General features: G+C 69.7%; 13 protein-coding genes. 3 read left to right on the top strand and 10 right to left on the bottom strand.

Annotated elements, in window-relative coordinates; all coding sequences use genetic code 11:
- Position 1: 1 nt before the first annotated feature.
- On the top strand, positions 2–772 hold the full coding sequence (locus tag ABD987_RS05145; RefSeq protein WP_378214042.1) for a DUF3159 domain-containing protein: 771 nt from the start codon (positions 2–4) through the stop codon (positions 770–772).
- Between the two features lie 70 nt (positions 773–842).
- Here ABD987_RS05145 and ABD987_RS05140 read toward each other — a convergent pair whose 3' ends face one another.
- Both ABD987_RS05140 and ABD987_RS05135 read right to left on the bottom strand, forming a co-directional pair.
- A complete protein-coding gene (locus ABD987_RS05140) occupies positions 843–1,499 on the bottom strand; it encodes a potassium channel family protein (RefSeq protein ID WP_345387459.1) in 657 nt (218 codons plus the stop codon).
- The gene (locus ABD987_RS05135) at positions 1,499–2,167 is read right to left on the bottom strand and encodes a potassium channel family protein (protein WP_378214041.1); all 669 of its coding nucleotides are present in this window, start codon (positions 2,165–2,167) and stop codon (positions 1,499–1,501) included. Before ABD987_RS05135 ends, ABD987_RS05140 begins: the two co-directional genes overlap by 1 nt.
- Positions 2,168–2,321: 154 nt before the next feature.
- Between ABD987_RS05135 and ABD987_RS05130 the strand changes: the two genes are divergently transcribed.
- Both ABD987_RS05130 and ABD987_RS05125 read left to right on the top strand, forming a co-directional pair.
- Complete coding sequence (locus tag ABD987_RS05130; RefSeq protein WP_345387455.1) at positions 2,322–4,382, top strand: APC family permease; 2,061 nt, start codon at positions 2,322–2,324, stop codon at positions 4,380–4,382.
- Entirely contained in the window at positions 4,382–5,569 is a 1,188-nt protein-coding gene (locus tag ABD987_RS05125; protein ID WP_345388257.1) for a class I SAM-dependent RNA methyltransferase, read from the top strand. The genes ABD987_RS05130 and ABD987_RS05125 overlap by 1 nt, the downstream gene beginning before the upstream one ends.
- Positions 5,570–5,840: 271 nt before the next feature.
- Here ABD987_RS05125 and ABD987_RS05120 read toward each other — a convergent pair whose 3' ends face one another.
- The 8 genes from ABD987_RS05120 to ABD987_RS05085 form a co-directional block, all read right to left on the bottom strand.
- Positions 5,841–6,770, bottom strand: coding sequence for a hypothetical protein (locus ABD987_RS05120; RefSeq protein WP_345387453.1), 930 nt, complete (start codon positions 6,768–6,770; stop codon positions 5,841–5,843).
- 64 nt (positions 6,771–6,834) lie between these two features.
- Positions 6,835–8,526, bottom strand: coding sequence for an ABC transporter family substrate-binding protein (locus tag ABD987_RS05115; RefSeq protein WP_345387451.1), 1,692 nt, complete (start codon positions 8,524–8,526; stop codon positions 6,835–6,837).
- Positions 8,527–8,568: 42 nt separating this feature from the next.
- The gene (locus tag ABD987_RS05110) at positions 8,569–10,686 is read right to left on the bottom strand and encodes an ABC transporter ATP-binding protein (protein WP_345387449.1); all 2,118 of its coding nucleotides are present in this window, start codon (positions 10,684–10,686) and stop codon (positions 8,569–8,571) included.
- Positions 10,683–11,642, bottom strand: a complete 960-nt coding sequence (locus tag ABD987_RS05105) for an ABC transporter permease (RefSeq protein WP_345387447.1) — start codon at positions 11,640–11,642, stop codon at positions 10,683–10,685. The genes ABD987_RS05110 and ABD987_RS05105 overlap by 4 nt, the downstream gene beginning before the upstream one ends.
- On the bottom strand, positions 11,639–12,619 hold the full coding sequence (locus tag ABD987_RS05100; RefSeq protein WP_345387445.1) for an ABC transporter permease: 981 nt from the start codon (positions 12,617–12,619) through the stop codon (positions 11,639–11,641). Before ABD987_RS05100 ends, ABD987_RS05105 begins: the two co-directional genes overlap by 4 nt.
- 437 nt (positions 12,620–13,056) lie before the next feature.
- On the bottom strand, positions 13,057–14,613 hold the full coding sequence (locus ABD987_RS05095) for a GMC family oxidoreductase (protein WP_345387443.1): 1,557 nt from the start codon (positions 14,611–14,613) through the stop codon (positions 13,057–13,059).
- Positions 14,610–16,160, bottom strand: coding sequence for an APC family permease (locus tag ABD987_RS05090; protein ID WP_345387441.1), 1,551 nt, complete (start codon positions 16,158–16,160; stop codon positions 14,610–14,612). The genes ABD987_RS05095 and ABD987_RS05090 overlap by 4 nt, the downstream gene beginning before the upstream one ends.
- A 44-nt stretch (positions 16,161–16,204) precedes the next feature.
- Positions 16,205–17,674 (bottom strand): aldehyde dehydrogenase family protein, encoded by a 1,470-nt coding sequence (locus tag ABD987_RS05085; RefSeq protein ID WP_345387439.1) that lies wholly within the window; start codon positions 17,672–17,674, stop codon positions 16,205–16,207.
- Positions 17,675–17,788 lie beyond the last annotated feature (114 nt).

Below are 17,788 nucleotides of genomic sequence, written 5' to 3'. Positions count from 1 at the left end.
CGTGACTGAACCCGCTCCGCCCGCCGAGAAGCGCGAACCCGGGGACAGCGCGCCCGGGAAGGACGGTCCCAAGCCCGAGCCCACCCTGCTGGAGCAGATGGGCGGTGTGTCCGGGCTGATCTACTCCTCGCTGCCGGTGATCGTCTTCGTGCTCGCCAACGCGATCTTCGGGCTGACCGTCGCGATCTGGAGCGCGATCGGCAGCGCGGTGGCCATCACCGTCCTGCGCGTCGTGCGCAAGGAACCGCTGCAGCCGGCGATCTCCGGCTTCTTCGGGGTCGCCATCGCCGCGTTCATCGCCTTCCGCACCGGGTCGGCGAAGGGGTTCTTCCTCTTCGGGATCTGGGCCAGCCTGGTCTACTGCGGCGTCTTCGTGCTTTCAGTCGTGGTGCGCTGGCCGCTCGCGGGTGTCGTGTGGAACTTCCTCAACGGCACCGGCCAGGCCTGGCGCAAGGACAGGTACTCGCGGTTCGGCTACGACGTCGCGACACTGGCGCTGGCGGTCGTGTTCGCCGCCCGGTTCGTCGTGCAGCGCTGGCTCTACCAGGAGGACTACACCGGCTGGCTGGCGTTCGCGAAGATCGCCATGGGCTATCCGCTGTACGCGCTGGGCCTGCTCGTCGTGGTGTGGGCGGTCCGGCGGTCGGACAAGCGGCTCAAGGCGCTCGCCGAAGAGGCGCCGAAGCCGGAGACCGACGCCGAGGTCGAGGCCCGGCTGCGCGAGAAGTACGCCCAGGCCCCGCCACCGCAGGCCACCCAGGCCGACTCCTGATCGACTGTCCGTGAAGGCCTCCTTCACAGCGCTCACCGCTGTGAAGGAGGCCTTCACGGCACTTCCGGGATCAGTAGCCCAGTGCGGAGCGGATCTCGGGTTCGACGTCCGAGGTGGCGACGAACAGCAGCTCGTCGCCCGGCTCCAGGGGATCCTCCGGCTGCGGGACGATGACGCGGTCGCCGCGCAGGATCGTCACCAGCGCCGCGTCCCTCGGCAGCGAAATCTCGCTGACCGCCTTGCCCGCCAAGGGTGTTTCCTCCGGCAACGTCAGCTCGACCAGGTTCGCCTGGCTCTGCCGGAACGTCATGAGCCGCACCAGATCACCCACACTGACCGCCTCCTCGACCATCGCGGCGAGCATCCGCGGCGTCGACACGGCGACGTCCACGCCCCACGCGTCGGTGAACAGCCACTCGTTGGCCGGGTTGTTCACCCGCGCCACGACGCGGCGCACCGCGAACTCGGTCTTCGCCAGCAGGGAGACCACCAGGTTCGCCTTGTCGTCGCCGGTCGCGGCGATCACGACGTCGCACTGCTCGATCCCGGACTCCTCCAGGATCGACACCTCGCACGCGTCGCCGAGCACCCAGTCGGCCTGCTCGACGGTGTGCGGCTCGAACTGGTCGGCCTGGCGCTCGATCAGCATGACCTGATGGCGCGCGTCGATGAGCTCCGCGGCGATCGAGCGGCCCACCGCGCCCGCGCCGGCAATCGCGACCCGCATCAGTTCTCCTCGTCTTCCGGTGCGCGGGCGGCCACGCTGGTGACGTCGCCGACCGTGCCCGACCGCGCCGCGACGTACACGAGGTCGTCGGCCTGGACCACGGTCTTCGCGTCGGGCAGCACGCCGGTGCCGAACCGCATGATGAACGCGACGCGCGCGCCGGTGGCCTCCTGCAGCGAGCGGACCGAGTGCCCGACCCAGCCCTCGTGCAGCGGCAGCGGCAGCAACGCCATGTTGCCGGACGGGTCCCGCCACGCCGAGGCGACGCCGTCGGGCAGCAGGGTGCGCAGGAAGCGGTCGGTCGTCCACGGCACGGTCGCCACGGTCGGGATGCCGAGCCGCTCGTAGACCGCTGCGCGCTTGTGGTCGTAGATCCGCGCGACCACGTGCTCGATGCCGAAGTTCTCGCGCGCGACCCGCGCCGAGATGATGTTCGAGTTGTCCCCGCTGGAAACGGCGGCGAAGGCGCCGGCCCGCTCGATGCCCGCCTCGATCAGCACCTGCCGGTCGAAGCCGACCCCGACGACCTGCTGGCCGTGGAAGTCACTGCTCAGCCTGCGGAAGGCCTGCTGGTTCTTGTCGATGACGGCCACCTCGTGGCCGAGACGCTCCAGCGCCGCGGCCAGGGACGCGCCGACCCGGCCGCACCCCATGATCACCACGTGCACGCTCGTTGCCCTCCTGCTCGCCCGCGGGTCGTCCCCGGTGGGTTCCCCCGATCTACCAGCGCCGAACCTACCTTGTGCGGCCGGTGGTGGCGCCACCGTCCTCCCCACCGCCACCCTCAATGGAGACGCTGCGCGTCGCCGTTACTCTTCTGTGGTGTCGAAGTTCCCGACCGTGCTGAAACGGCTGGTCCTCGGGCGTCCGTTCCGCAGCGACCGGCTGTCCCACACGCTGCTGCCCAAGCGCATCGCGCTGCCCATCTTCGCCTCCGACGCGCTGTCGAGCGTGGCGTACGCGCCGGAGGAGATCTTCCTGACGCTGAGCGTCGCCGGGCTGTCCGGGTACGCGTTCGCGCCGTGGATCGGCGTGGCCGTCGCGCTGGTCATGCTGGTCGTGGTCGCCTCCTACCGGCAGAACGTGCACGCCTATCCCAGTGGCGGCGGTGACTACGAGGTCGCCGGGACCAACCTGGGCGGCAGGTTCGGGCTCACCGTGGCCAGCGCGCTGCTGGTGGACTACGTGCTCACGGTCGCGGTGTCGACCTCGTCGGGCGTCGCGAACATCGGGTCCGCGCTGCCCTGGGTGGCCGAGCACAAGGTGCTCACCGCGCTGGTGATCGTGTGCGTGCTGACGGCGCTGAACCTGCGCGGAGTGCGCGAATCGGGCAAAGCGTTCGCCATCCCGACCTACGGCTTCATCATCGGCATCCTCGGCATGGTCCTGTGGGGCCTGTTCGAGGTGGTGCGCGGCACCGAGATGAAGGCCGCGAGCGCCGGGTTCGAACTGCACGCCGAGCACTCGCTGACCGGGTTCGCGTTCGCCTTCCTGATCCTGCGGTCGTTCTCCTCCGGCGCGGCCGCGCTGACCGGGGTCGAGGCGATCAGCAACGGCGTCCCGGCCTTCCGCAAGCCGAAGTCGAAGAACGCGGCGACGACGCTGCTGCTGATGGGCGTGCTCGCGGTGACGATGCTGATCGGCATCATCACCCTGGCGATCGTCACCGGCGTCAAGTTCGCGGAGAACCCGGCGGCCCAGCTGAGCGGCACCCCGGCCGGCTACCAGCAGAAGACCATCGTCGCGCAGATCGCCGAGGCGGTGTTCCAGCACTTCCCGCCGGCGTTCTACTACGTGTCCTTCTCCACCGGGATCATCCTGCTGCTGGCCGCGAACACCGCGTTCAACGGCTTCCCGGTGCTCGGCTCGATCCTCGCCCAGGACCGCTACCTGCCACGTCAGCTGCACACCCGCGGTGACCGGCTGGCCTTCTCCAACGGCATCCTGTTCCTCGCCGCCTTCGCGCTGGTGCTGATCTTCGCGTTCGACGCCGAGGTCTCGAAGCTCATCCAGCTCTACATCGTGGGCGTGTTCGTGTCCTTCACGATCAGCCAGGCCGGCATGATCCGGCACTGGAACCGCTTGCTGGCCAAGGAAAAGGACCCGGTGGCGCGGCGGCGGATGCGGCGCTCGCAGACGGTCAACGCGATCGGCCTGACCATGACCGGCACCGTGCTGGTGATCGTGCTGATCACCAAGTTCCTGCTCGGCGCGTGGATCGCGATCGCGGCGATGGTGGCGATCTACGTGCTGATGACCGCGATCCGCAAGCACTACGACCGGGTCGCCGAGGAACTCAAGGAGGACCCGGACACCAAGCCGGTGCTGCCCTCGCGCAACCACGCCATCGTGCTGGTGTCGAAGCTGCACCGGCCGACGCTGCGCGCGCTGTCCTACGCGAAGGCGATGCGCCCGGACGTGCTGGAGGCCGTCACGGTCAACGTCGACGACGCGGACACGCGGCGACTGACCGCCGAGTGGGACGCGCACAACTTCAAGGTGCCGCTGAAGGTCGTCGAGTCGCCGTACCGGGAGATCACGAAGCCGGTGCTGGACTACGTGAAGCGCGTGCGCGGCGCCAACCCCCGCGACGTGGTCACCGTGTTCATCCCCGAGTACGTCGTGGGCCGCTGGTGGGAGCAGCTGCTGCACAACCAGAGCGCGTTGCGGCTCAAGGGCAGGCTGCTGTTCGAGAAGGGCGTGATCGTCGCCAGCGTGCCGTGGCAGCTGGCCTCCTCGGTGAAGGCCGTGGCCCGCGACCGCAGGGCCCGGCCCGCGGCGGGCGACGTCCGGCGGGGCTTCTCGCCCAGCGGCAAGCGCCCGGACGCCGCCGTGCCCGCCAAACCGGCCGGACGTGGTGCGACCACGGAGAAGCCCGAATGATGGGCAGCTGGTACGGCCGCACGCTGGAGCTGGAGGTCGGCCCGGTGGCGCACGGCGGGCACTGTGTGTCCCGGGTGGAGGGCCGGGTGGTGTTCGTCCGGCACGCGCTGCCGGGGGAGCGGGTGCTGGCGGAGGTCACCGAGGACAAGGGCGGCGCGTTCTGCCGGGCCGACGCGGTGAGCGTGCTGGAGGCCTCGGCACGGCGTGTCGAGCCGCCGTGCCCGCTGGCCGCGCCGGGTGCCTGCGGTGGCTGCGACTGGCAACACGCGGATCCGGCGTATCAGCGGGAGCTCAAGGCCGCGGTGGTGGCCGAGCAGCTGCACCGCGTCGCCGGGATCGAGCGGGAGGTCGTCGTCGAGGAGCTCGACGGCGGTTCGCTCGGCTGGCGCAGCCGCGTCCGGCTGGTCGCGGGCAAGGACGGCAGGGCGGGGCTGCGCGCCCACCACAGTCATCGTGTCGTGCCGCTCGACGGGTGCCCGATCGCGGTGCCCGGCGCGCTGGACGACGTGCTGGCGCGGCGCTGGCGGCCGGCCAGCGAGCTGGAGGTGACCGCCGACGGGGACGGCCGTACCCACGTGCGCGAGCTGTCCACTGTGCGCGGCAAGGTCCGGGCCCGGCAGCTCACCGGTGGCGTCGCGGTCCAGCACGCCGCCGGTCGCGACTGGCGGCTCGACGCGCACGGCTTCTGGCAGGTGCACCCGGCCGCGGCCGGGACGCTCTCCGCCGTCGTGGGGGAGTGGGCCGAGGCGCCGCGCGGCGGGCTGGCCTGGGACCTCTACGCCGGGGTCGGGCTGTTCACCGCGGTGCTGGCCGGGCAGGTCGGACCGGACGGGCGGGTGCTGGCGGTCGAGTCGGGGCGGCGCGCGGTGAACGACGGCGAACGGAATCTCGCCGAGCTGCCGCAGGTCGGCTGGCGCGCGGGCCGGGTCGAGCACGTGCTGGCCGACGCGCCGGCACCGGTCGACGTCGTCGTGCTGGACCCGCCGCGCAAGGGCGCGGGGCGGGCGGTGGTGGACGCGATCGCGGCGGGCACCCCGGACCGGATCGTCTACGTCTCGTGCGATCCGGCGACGCTCGCGCGCGACATCGCCCTGTTCGCCGGGCACGGCTACGGGCTCACCGCGCTGCGGGCCTTCGACGCGTTCCCGATGACCCACCACGTGGAGTGCGTCGCCCTGCTGCAGTGAGTCCACAGAGGACGGATAGCGTCTCGCGGAGAGGCTGCTCTGGGGGTGTGCGCCAGGGCTCTGAAGGCCACCTTCAGCGCGCTCAGCGCCGCGAAAGTTCCCTTCACCGAGCCGTAATCCACAAAGGACACCGCGAGGGCCCGGGGCCGCCGTGTCCGGGACCGTGGCGGGGCCGGGTGCGACAAGGGCGTCCCTCGGTGCGTCCGATGCGCCGGGGGCGTCCCTCGGCGCGGCGAACGCACCGGGGGCGTCCCTCGGTCGCGGCGCCGGGTCAGGACGGGTCGGAGCCGCGCAGCGAGGCCCACCAGAACCCGGCGGCGCCGAACAGCGCGGTCACGGTGAGCCAGCCGGGCACGCCGGTGCCGTCCACCAAAGCCCAGAACAGTCCCGCGAACGGGGCGGGCACGAGCACGGGCAGGTCCACCCGGAACTGCCGCGCGAGGGTGACCGGACGGCCCGCGGCGGCGCGGCGTTCCTCGTCCGGCTCGGCCGGGTTGTCGGTCCGCCTTCCCCTCGGCTCGCTGTGCCGCACGGCGCCCGCGGGGTAAAGCGTTTCGTCGCCGATCCGCACCGTGACGCGGCGGTCGCGCGCCGGGTCGCCGTACACCTCCGCCTCGGTGGGGGAGGTGAGGCCGATCAGCGTGGGGGAGAAGTACACCGGGATCCAGCGGGGGTTCGCGGTCCCGGTCTCCAGCCAGGAGCGGGTCACCAGCCCACGCTGGAACTTCACCCGCCGGACGAGGACACGCCGGGCCGCCGAGCCCGCCGGGCGCCGGAACCGGGTCGCCAGCACCACGGCGTCGACGGCGAGGACGAGCAGCGCGGCGACGACGGCCGCGGTCGCGTAGCTCGACGCGCGGTCGGCGGTCACTAGCGGTGTGGCGCCGGGGATGACGGCGTTGGCGGGCTCGTGCGGGTCGTACCCGACGGGAACCCGGGTCCCGGTCTTCGGCGGCGAGCCGTCGAGGGCGACCGTCGCCGTCGCGTTTCCGCCACCGGGCAAGGGGAATTCGACGGTGCCGGTGTCGTCGCCGGTGCCCACCACGGTCGCCGTCGCGCGGGCGCTCAGCTCCCGCAGGGTGTCGCGCGCGTGCGAGAACTCCAGGTACTGCACGAGAAAGACGCCCGCGCACACCGCGAGGACCAGCGCGCTGGTCACCGCGATGTGCCGCACCGGGCGCAGGCCGAGAAAGCGTTTCATCGTTCCATCCGCTGGCCGGCCGTGCGCCGGTGAGGAGGTTTCCCCTCACCGGCGGAACCGGGTGTTACTTGGCGAAGCCGATCTTCGTGAAGTCGTAGGGCTGGTTCGCGAAGCCGGGGGAACCGAAGTTCGCCACCGTCTTGCGGACCGCGAACGCCCCGGTCGACTGGAAGATCGGCAGCTGGTGGCCGAGTGCCCAGATCTCCTGGTCGGCCTCGTTCAGGTCCTTCGCCCGCTGGGTGTCGTCCAGGTCCTGGGAGGCCTTGTCGTAGAGCTGGTTGAGCTTGTCGCTCCCGATGTGCCCGTAGTTCTGGCCGATGTTCTTCGGATCCTGGTAGTAGATGCCCTGACCGCCGGCGATCGGGAACGCGGTCGAGATCCACCGGAAGATCGTCAGGTCGAAGTTGCCGACGTTGACGTACTGCTTGAAGAACTCGGTGTTGGGCACGGCCTGGATGTCGATACCGACGCCGAGGGGCTTCAGCTGGGACTGGATCAGCTGCGCGGCCTGCTGGCTGATCGGCGTGTTGGCGGGGATGACCAGCCGGAGCTTGAGCTGCTTGCCGTCCTTGGCGCGCAGCTCGCCCGCCTGCTTCCAGCCGAGCTTGTCCAGTTCCTGCTTGGCGGTTTCGGCGTTGGGCGCGTACTGGCCCGAGTTGTCGGCGTACTCCTTGGTGCCCTTGAGGTAGATGTGGTTGCCGAGCGGTTTGGTGTCCTTCTGCATCTGCCCGAGGATCGCCTTGCTGATCGCCACGGTGTCGATGCCCCTGGTGACCGCCAGCCGCAGGTCCTTGTCGGTCAGTACCGAGGACGAGGCGCCGTTCAGGGTCAGGTGCGTGTAGTCCGGGTAGGTGGACTGCCGGATGGCGGTGTTGGGATCGGCCTGCGCCCGCTTGAACGCGTTGATGTCGTTGTTCAGGTCGTAGAAGTCGACCTGCCCGTTGGCGAAGGCGTCGGCCTGGGCGGGCCGCTCGACCTTCTTGAACGTGACGGTGTCCAGCTTCGGCTTCTCACCCCACCAGTTCGGGTCGCGTTCGAACACCACGGTCTTCGCGGTCTGGTCGATCTTCTGCACCTTGAACGCCGCGGCGGTGATCGCCGGGGTCTGCGCCCACGACTTGTTGAACGTCTCCGCGTCCGCGTTGAGTTCCTTGGGGTAGAACGGGGAGAACAGGGACTTCCACTCGGCGAACTTCTTCGCGAAGGTGACCTTGACGTCCTGGTCGTCGGTGCCCTTTTCGACCTTGGCGATGTCCTGGTAACCGGTGGTCTGCGAAACCAGGTACGCCGGGTCCTTGCCGTTGAGCACCTTGGCCTGCGCGGCGAAGTCCTCCCAGGAGAACTGCCTGCCGTTGCTCCACTTCGCCTTCGGGTTGAGCTTGTATTCGATCACCTGCGGGTCGGTGCTGACCATCTTCACCGAGGTGACGTAGTTGGGGTTCTCCGAGACACTGCCGTCGGCGTTCTGCGGGAAGATGTACGGGAAGATCGCGCCGAACATGTTCTGCCCGGCGAGCACGGTGCCGTCGACCTGGTTCTGGTTCCAGTTGTCCGGCAGCTGGTCGACCGGCCACTTGAAGTCGCCGCCGTCCTTGACCTTGTCGAGCGCCGTCTCGTTGATGTCGGCGGTCTTCACGGCCTGGTTACCGGCGTCCTGGAGGCCGGGTTTCGCGCTGTCGCCGCCGCTGCACGCGGACAGGGCCAGCCCCAGAACGGCGAGTGGCGTGACGAGTGCGGCCATTCTCCGTCGATTCATGCGTTGCCTTCCTTTCGGGTGTGCCGCCAAACGGATGTGTGGCTACACGACTTCACGGGTCTTGGCGTAGTGGCAGGCGACGTCGTGGTCGTCGGCCTTGGCCGTGCGCGGCGGTTCCAGTTCGACACAACGCTGTCTGTCCTCTTCGGACAGCTGGGGGAACACGAAGCACCGGGTGCGGAACCGGCAGCCCGAGGGCGGGTCCGCCGGGCTGGGCAGGTCGCCGGTGAGGATGATGCGGGTGCGCTCGCGTTCCTTGACCGGGTCGGGGATCGGGATCGCCGAGAGCAGCGCCTGGGTGTAGGGGTGCTGCGGGGCCTCGAAGACCGTGCGCACGTCGCCGATCTCGACGACCTTGCCGAGGTACATCACCGCGACGCGGTCCGCGATGTGCCGCACCACGGAAAGGTCGTGCGCCACGAAGAGGTAGGAAAGCCCGAGCTTCGCCTTCAGCTCGTCGAGCAGGTTGATCACGCCCGCCTGGATCGAAACGTCCAAAGCGGACACCGGCTCGTCGAGCACGACCAGCTTGGGTTCCAGCGCGAGCGCGCGGGCGATGCCGATCCGCTGGCGCTGCCCGCCGGAGAACTCCGCCGGGTAACGGTCGGCGTGCTCGGGACGCAGCCCGACGAGGCCGAGCAGTTCCGGTACCCGCCGCTCGATCGCGCCGGCGGAGTGGCCGTGCACGCGCATCGGCTCGGCGATGATGTCGCCGACCGGCATCCGCGGGTCCAGCGCCGCCATCGGGTCCTGGAACACGACCTGCAGGTCGCGGCGGATGGCCTTGCGCTCCTTCGCCGTCAGGGTGGCGACGTCCTTGCCGAGCACGGCGACCGAGCCCCCGGACGGCATGGCGAGGTCGAGGATCTCCATCAGGGTGGTGGACTTCCCGCAGCCGGACTCGCCGACCAGGCCCAGCGTCTCGCCCGCGACGATGTCGAAGCTGATCCCGTCGACCGCGCGCACCGTGCCCGCCCGGCGGCGGAACACGGCGCCCTTGGTGACCGCGTAGTGCTTCACCAGGTCACGCACGTCGAGCACGGTGTCCCGCTCGGCACGCGGCACCTGGGCGGCGGGTGCCTGCGCGACGACCTCGGCGCCGTAGACCTCGGCGGCGTCGGCGTGGTGCGCGGTGACCTCGTCGAGGCGCAGGCAGGCCGCGCGGTGCGCGGTGTCGACCACCGCGTCCGGCGCGGCGGGTGCGAGGGTGACCAGCGCCGGTTCGGTGTCCCGGCAGACGTCGGCGGATAGGGGACAGCGGGGCTCGAACGGGCAGCCGCCGGGCAGGTCCACCAGCGACGGCGGCTGGCCCTCGATCGGCACCAGTGGCTGCTTCTCGTGCGCGTCGACGCGCGGGATGGAGCCGAGCAGCCCCAGGGTGTAGGGCATCCGCGGCCGGGCGTAGAGCGTGTCGACCGGGCCCTGTTCCACCGCGCGCCCGGCGTACATCACCATCAGCCGGTCGGCGAACCCGGCGACGACGCCGAGGTCGTGCGTGATGATCACGATCCCGGCGCCGGTCACCTCCTGCGCGGTCTTGAGCACCTCCAGCACCTGCGCCTGCACGGTGACGTCGAGCGCGGTGGTCGGCTCGTCGGCGATGATCAGGTCGGGGTCGTTGGCGATCGCGATGGCGATCACCGCGCGCTGGCGCATCCCGCCGGAGAACTCGTGCGGGAAGGACTTTGCCCGCTGCGCGGCGTTCGGGATGCCCACCAGGTCCAGCAGTTCCACCGCGCGGCGGTTCGCCTGTTCCTTGGTCACTGTGCCCTTGCCGTGCACGAGCAGCGCCTCGGCGATCTGGGCGCCCACCGGGTACACCGGGGTGAGCGCCGAGAGCGGGTCCTGGAAGACCATCGCGATCTTCTTGCCGCGCAGTTTCGACAGCTCGGCGTCGGACTGCCCGATGATCTCGCGGCCGCGGAACCGGATGGAGCCGGAGATCCGCGCCTGCGGCGGCAGCAGTCCCATCACCGCGAGGGAGGAGACCGACTTGCCGGAGCCGGACTCGCCGACGATCCCGAGCACCTCGCCGGCGGCGACCTGGTAGGACAGCCCGCGCACGGCGTGCACCCGGCCCGACTCCGAGGGGAAGGAGACGTCGAGGCCGGACACCTCCAGCACGGGCGCGTCCGTGGCCGGGGGCGGGGTGGGGGTCATACGACAGCTCCTGCGGTGGCGGTCTCGGAGTCGGGAGTGCTCTGCGTGGCGGCGGCGACGCGCTTGCGTTCGCGGCGCCGGGAACGGGAGGAGGACGGGTCGAGCGCGTCGCGCAGGCCGTCGCCGGCGAAGTTGACCGCGAGCACGGTGAGCACGAGGAAGCCGGCCGGGATGTAGAACAGCCAGGGGAAGGTACGGACCGCGTCCGAGCCGTTCGCGATCAGCGTGCCGAGCGAGACGTCGGGGGCCTGGACGCCGAAACCGAAGAACGACAGGGACGTCTCGGTGATGATCGCGACGCCGACGTTGACGGTCGCGTCGATGATCAGCAGCGAGGCCATGTTGGGCACGATGTGCTTGGCGATGATCCGCCAGGCGGGCTGGCCCATGAACTTCGCGGCCTTGACGAACTCGCGTTCGCGCAGGGTCAGCGTCATCCCGCGGACCATCCGCGCGGTGATCATCCACTGGAACAGCGCGATCAGCCCGACCAGGATGAACCAGGTCTTGCCCCGGAACGCGGGCGAGAGGATCGAGATGATCAGGAACGGCGGCAGGATCAGCAGCAGGTCGACGACCCACATCGCGATCCGGTCGGTCCAGCCGCCGAAGTAGCCCGCGGCGGCGCCGACGATCGAGGCCACCCCGGTGGAGAACAGCGCGGCCAGCAGGCCGATCGTCAGCGACTTCTGCAGCCCGCGCATGGTCTGCGCGAACATGTCCCCGCCGATCTGGTTGGTCCCGAACCAGTGGCTGCCCTCGGGCGGCAGCAGGTTCGCCGCCGGGTCCAGTTCGTCGTAGGCCCACGGCGCGTACCAGGTGTAGGTGAACGCCGCGAGGTAGAACAGCACGATCAGGCCGAGCGCGGCGACGGCGAGCCGGTTGCGCAGGAAGCGCCGCAGTACCAGCTTGCCGCGTCCGGCCGCGGCCGCGGCGGTGGGGGACGGCTCGGTCAACGGATCCTCACCCTCGGGTCGAGCAGCGCGTAGAGCACGTCGGCGAGCCAGCCCGCGAGCAGCACGCACACGGCGATGAACAGGGTTACCGTGGCCACGATGTTGGTGTCCTGCTTCTGGATCCCGGTCACCAGCCAGTCGCCCATGCCGTACCAGCCGAAGATCTTCTCGGTGAAGATGCCGCCGGTGACCAGCAGGCCGAAGCCGAACGCGAACAGCGTCGCCATCGGGATCAGCGCGGTGCGCAGGCCGTGCTTGAACAACGCCTTCCGCCGGGTGAGGCCCTTGGCCTGGGCGGTGCGGAGGAAGTCCGAGCCCAGCACGTCGAGCATCGCCGAGCGCTGGTAGCGGCTGTAGTAGGCGACCTGGGTCAGCACGATGGCCAGGGTGGGCACGATGATGTGCTGCAGCCGGTCGAGCAGGACGTCGCCGAAACCGCCGTCGAGGCCGCTGGTCTCGCCCTGGACGATGAAGAACTGGTAGCCGCCGAGGAGGTTGTCGTTCACCGACTGGGCGCCCGCCTTGAGCACCGTCGCGATGACGAACACCGGGGTGGACAGCACCACGAACGAGAACGTCGTGGCGAGGTAGTCGCTGATCTTGTACTGGCGAATGGCGCTGACCACGCCGACCAGCACCCCGATGATGATGCCGATGGTGATGCCGAGCAGGAACAGCCGCAGGCTGACCCCCATCCGGCGGAACAGTTCGTCGGTGATCGGCTGGTCGGTGACCGTGCGGCCGAAATTACCGTGGAGTACGTCGCCGAGCCAGACGAAGAACCGTTCCGGGATCGGCATGGTGAGGTGCAGTTCCGCGGCCTTCGCGTCGATTGTGGCCTGCGGGGGTGGCGGGTTCCGCAGTTTCAGTTCGTCCAGCGGGCTGAATGCGAGCGACGCGAGGGAAAACGCCGCGAACGTCGCGACCAGGCACAACGCGATGTAGTTCGCGAAGCGGCGGAGGAGGAAGCCGGTCATGTCGTCACCCCGCTCGCGACGCGAATTCGTCGATGGCGGTACCCGGAATACTCCGGATGGAGCAACGGTTCTGTTGTCGGTGGAACCACTGGCCGGCGCTGCCTTTCCCACGGTGCGATGCGCGCGTCGCGCCGCGGAATCGTAAACCGCCGGGAGGTGGATTCTGATTCCCTTACGGAAACCAAAGTGTCACGGATTGGTGTAGCCGGAGTGGCGAATGGGGAATGTGGTACCTGATGCGTACTCGCGAGCGGAGAATACCGACTTTCGGACTGTTGTGCCGGTGTGTGTATTCCGGTACAAGCACGCTGGGCGCTATTACCGGCCGGTAGGGGAGGCCGAGTGTGTAACCGTGACGTCCGGGTTTGGGATGTCACGCGTGCCGACGGGCCCGAATACGGAACCCGGGCCGCCCGGGTTCCGTATTCGCGGGAACGTCAGCCGCGGGCGTCCTCCTTGAGCAGGTCGGCGCACTTCTCGCCGATGGCCATGGTCGTGACGCACGGGTTCACCGCGACCAGGAACGGCATCGCGGACCCGTCCGCGACCCGCAGGCCCTCGACGCCGCGTACCCGCAGCCGCGCGTCCAGCACGGCGAGGGGATCCCCGTCGCCGCCCATCTTCGCGGTGCAGGAGGGGTGGTACACGGTGTTGTGCGTCCTGCGCAGGTAGTCGGCGATCTCGTCGTCGGTCCGGACGTCGCGGCCCGGCGCGAGCTCGGTCCCGGCCCATTCGTCCAGCGCGGGCTGCTCGGCGATCTTCCTGGCGAGCTTGATGCCGTAGGTCATCACCCGCATGTCGTGCTCGTCGGTGAAGTACCGCGGGTCGACCTTCGGCTTGTCGCGGTAGTCCCGCGTGCGCAGCCGCACGGTTCCCAGTGACCGGGACCGGGTGACGTTCGGGGTCAGGCAGAAACCGTTTTCCGTGGTCGGGTACCCGTACCGGGCGGTGTTCATGTCGAAGGGCACCGAGCCGTAGTGGAACATCAGGTCCGGGCGGTCCAGCCCGTCCTCGGTGGTGGTGAAGATCCCGATCTCCCACCACTGCGTCGATTCGGACACCATCGGCTGCAGCGCGTCCCACTGGATGACGCCCTCGGGGTGATCCTGCAGGTTCTCGCCGACGCCGGGGGAGTCGACCAGCACGTCCACGCCGACCTCGCGCAGGTGCGCGGCGGGCCCGATCCCCGAGAGCATCAGCAGCTTCGGGGTGTCGATCGCGCCCGCGGACACGATCACCTCGCGACGCGCCTTCAGCTCGACGCCGTGGATGAGGTCCGGTGCCAGGTACTCGACGCCGGTGCAGCGCTTTCCCTCGAAGGTCAGGTGCTTGGCCCGCACCCCGGTCCGCACCTCCAGGTTGGTCCGCTCGCCCAGGATCGGGTGCAGATAGGACACCGAGGCCGAGGACCGCGTGCCGTCCTCGCGCGCGTTGATCTGGAACCAGTTCGCGCCGTGCGTCACGGTCGTGCCGGAGTTGAACTCCGTGGTCGGGATGCCCGCCTGCGCGCAGGCGGCCAGCATCGCGGCCCCGCACGGGTCGTTCGGCGGCACCGAGCGGATGGTCACCGGGCCGGAACGGCCGTGGTGCTCGCCGGGGCCGTCGTTGGTCTCCAGTCGTTGGTACAGCGGGAAAACGTCCTTCGCCGACCAGCCGGGCAGGCCGAGCGAGGCCCATTCGTCGAGGTCCTCGGCGGGCGCCCAGAACGCGATGCACGAGTTGTGCGAGGAACAGCCGCCGAGCACCTTGGCCCGCGCGTGCCGCAGGAACGAGTTACCGGACTCCTGGGGCTCGACCGGGTAGTCCCAGTCGTACCCGGATTCCAGCAGCCCCATCCACTTCGTCAGCTCGAGGATCGCCGGGTCGTCCACATCGGACGGTCCGGCTTCGAGCAGGCACACCGTGACGTCCGGGTCCTCGGACAGCCGCGCGGCGACCACCGAGCCCGCCGTTCCGCCGCCGACGACGATGTAGTCGAATTCTGCCGCTGTCACTGCGAGGCCTCCTTGTCAGGCGTGTTGTCAGGTGTGGGTCCGGCCGCGTGCGCGGCGTGGTCGGCGAGCACGCCGATCCTGTGCCGCTGCACGAACCAGTAGTAGGCGAAGCCGCCACCGCCGAACACGGCGACGAACAGCACCGAGATCCACTGGAGGTACCAGTGATACGGCGGGGTGGCGTTGTAGATCTCGTTGCGCGGCCAGGCCAGGTTGACCAGCATCGCCACGCCCCACAGCACCGCGAGGACGTTGACCGGCAGGCCCCAGCGGCCCAGGGAGAACCGGCCCTTCGGCGCGTCCTTGCGCGGCCATTCGCCGCGGATCCGCTTGATCAGCAGCGGCACCGTCACCAGCAGGTAGGCGAGGTAGATCAGGATGATCGCCAGGCTGGTGACCGCGGAGAAGATCTGCGAGGAGTTGATGTTGACCAGCAGCAGCACGATCGCGATCAGGCCGATCACGATCGCGGGCAGCACCGGGGTGCCGGTCTTCTTGTTGACCTTCGCGAGCTTCGACCCGCCGGGCAGCGCGTTGTCCCGCGCCATCGCGAACGCGATCCGGATGGCCGCGGTGTGCACCGCCAGCACGCACACGGTGATCGCGACGAAGACGATGAACAGGAAGATCCGGCCGATCTCGGGCCCGAGCGCGTCGGTGAGGACGAACTGCAGCCCGATCGTGCCGAGCTCGGGTGCCTGGATGTTCCCGACCGCCATCAGCGCGAACAGGATGATCAGCCCGCCCAGCACGAACGACGCGATCAGCGCGCGCAGGATCGCCTTGGGCGCGTTGCGGTGCGGGTCCACGGACTCCTCGCCGAGCGACGCCGCGGTGTCGAAGCCGTACATGACGTACGAGGACGCGATGGCCGCGATGAGGAACGCGCCGAGATAACCGCCCGCGTGGCCCGCGCCCGTGTTGTTGGTCTCGGTGACCACCTCGGGGCCGCGCACGAAGTGGAACGCCAGGAACACGATGAGCAGCACGGCGAACAGCAGCTCGACGAACACCCCGGCGCTGTTGATCCGCGCCATCAGCTTGACGCCGAACGCGTTGACCAGGGTGGTGAACACGATCAGCGCGCTGGCCAGCAGGACGCCGTTGGCGGCGTCGCTGGTGCCCGAGCCGTCGCCGATGAACTGGAAGAACGAGGCGATCTGCGGCAGCGTCCGCTGGTAGGCGAGCGCGGTCGCGGAGATCGACACGATCGAGGCGAGCAGCATCATCCAGCCCGCGAGCCACGCGACGTGCTCGCTGCTGAGCTTCTTCGCCCAGTTGTAGACCGATCCCGCGACGGGGTACTGGGCGGCCAGCTCGGCAAAGCTCAGCGCGACCATCAGCTGGCCCGCGAACACCATCGGCCACGACCACCAGTAGGCCGGGCCGCCCTGGGAGATGCCCAGGTAGGAAAGCTGGAAAACGCCCGTGAGGACGGAGATGTAGCTGATCCCGGCGGCGAAGGTGTGGAAGCTGCCGAGTGTTCTCTTCAGTTGGTTGGTGTAGCCGAATTCCGACAGTTCACGGTCACCGGTGTCGGTGGTCACGCTGCTGGTCCTTTCGGTTGATCACGATCGGACGACGCGCCGGGTCACCCCGAGAACCATCGCTGCGGAGCGGGCTTCAGGTTCTGGTAGATGTGCTTGGCCTCGGTGTACTCGGCCAGCCCGGTCGGGCCCAGCTCCCGGCCGAAGCCGGACTGCTTGTAGCCGCCCCACTCGGCCTGCGGCAGGTAGGGGTGGAAGTCGTTGATCCACACCGTGCCGTGCCGGAGCCGGTTCGCGACGCGCTGGGCACGGGAAGCGTCCGAGGTGAACACCGCGCCCGCCAGCCCGTAGTGGGTGTCGTTGGCGATGCGGACGGCGTCGTCCTCGTCGGTGAACGTCTCGACCGTCAGCACCGGGCCGAAGGACTCCTCGACGACCGCCGTCGAGCCCTGCTTCACCTGGTCGAGGATGGTCGGCAGGTAGTAGAAGCCGTTCGCCAGCGCCGCGTCGTCCGGGCGCTTCCCGCCGGTGCGCAGCACGGCGCCCTCGGCGAGTGCGGCCGCCACGTAGCGCTCGATCTTGTCCCGGTGGGCGGCCGAGATGAGCGGTCCGGTCTCGGCGTTCTCGTTGAACGGCCCGCCGAGGCGGATCTTCTCCGCCCGGCGCACCAGCTCGTCGACGAAGCGATCGTGCCACTCCCGCTGCACGATCAGCCGCGCGCCCGCCGAGCAGACCTGCCCGGAGTGCAGGAACACCGCGGTGAGCGCGTAGTCGACGGCGGTCTCGAAGTCGGCGTCGGCGAACACGACGTTCGGGTTCTTGCCACCGAGCTCCAGCGCGACCTTCTTCACCGTGGCCGCGGCGTTCGCCGCGATGATCTTCCCGGTGGCGAGCCCGCCGGTGAACGACACGAGGTCGACATCGGGATGCTCGGACAGCGGCGCGCCCGCCCGGGGCCCGGCGCCGAGCACGAGGTTCGCGACGCCGGCCGGGAGCCCGGCCTCGGCCAGCAGCTTCATCAGCATGATCGAGGTGTGCGGCGTCAGCTCGCTCGGCTTCAGCACGAAGGTGTTCCCCGCGGCGAGTGCCGGGGCGACCTTCCAGATCGTCTGCAGCAGCGGGTAGTTCCACGGCGTGATCAGCCCGCACACCCCGACCGGCTCGTGCACGATCCGGCTGAACGAGTCCGCCGAGCCGGTGTCCACCACGCGGCCCGCGTCGTTCGCCGCGAGCTTGCCGAAGTACCGCAGGCAGGCCGCGATGTCGGCCATGTCGTACCGGCTCTCGACGATCCGCTTGCCGGTGTCGAGCGACTCCGCGCGCGCGAACTCCTCGGCGTCGCGGTCCAGCAGATCGGCCGCGCGCAGCAGCAGATCGCCCCGCGCCGAGGCGGGTGTCGACGGCCACGGTCCGTGGTCGAAGGCACGGCGGGCGGCGGCGATGGCGGCCTCGGTGTCCGCGCCGGTCCCCTCCGCGACCTCGGCGACCAGCGTCCCGTCCGCGGGGCACCGGATCTCGCGTCGTCCGCCGTCACGGGCGTCGACCCATTCGCCACCGATATAGAAATCCGCCATCAAGCCACTCCACTCAGGCTCTTCCTCAACTGTCCCGACAGGCGATTATTACGACCACAGGGGGTGACCGCCACCTGGCGCACGAGAGGTTGTTCACACCATCGGGTGGCGGTT

The organism is Amycolatopsis samaneae, from assembly GCF_039541975.1.
Lineage (GTDB): Bacteria > Actinomycetota > Actinomycetes > Mycobacteriales > Pseudonocardiaceae > Amycolatopsis > Amycolatopsis samaneae.
The sequence above is the reverse complement of the archived record's forward strand: the minus strand, read 5'-3'. Positions and strand labels throughout refer to the sequence as shown.

Excerpts from the sequence above, each read along its gene's own strand:
- ABD987_RS05140 (WP_345387459.1), bottom strand. The coding sequence starts at position 1,499 with ATGCGGGTCGCGATTGCCGGCGCGGGCGCGGTGGGCCGCTCGATCGCC.
- ABD987_RS05120 (WP_345387453.1), bottom strand. The coding sequence starts at position 6,770 with ATGAAACGCTTTCTCGGCCTGCGCCCGGTGCGGCACATCGCGGTGACC.
- ABD987_RS05100 (WP_345387445.1), bottom strand. The coding sequence starts at position 12,619 with ATGACCGGCTTCCTCCTCCGCCGCTTCGCGAACTACATCGCGTTGTGC.
- ABD987_RS05085 (WP_345387439.1), bottom strand. The coding sequence starts at position 17,674 with ATGGCGGATTTCTATATCGGTGGCGAATGGGTCGACGCCCGTGACGGC.
- ABD987_RS05125 (WP_345388257.1), top strand. The coding sequence starts at position 4,382 with ATGGGCAGCTGGTACGGCCGCACGCTGGAGCTGGAGGTCGGCCCGGTG.
- ABD987_RS05115 (WP_345387451.1), bottom strand. The coding sequence starts at position 8,526 with ATGAATCGACGGAGAATGGCCGCACTCGTCACGCCACTCGCCGTTCTG.
- ABD987_RS05110 (WP_345387449.1), bottom strand. The coding sequence starts at position 10,686 with ATGACCCCCACCCCGCCCCCGGCCACGGACGCGCCCGTGCTGGAGGTG.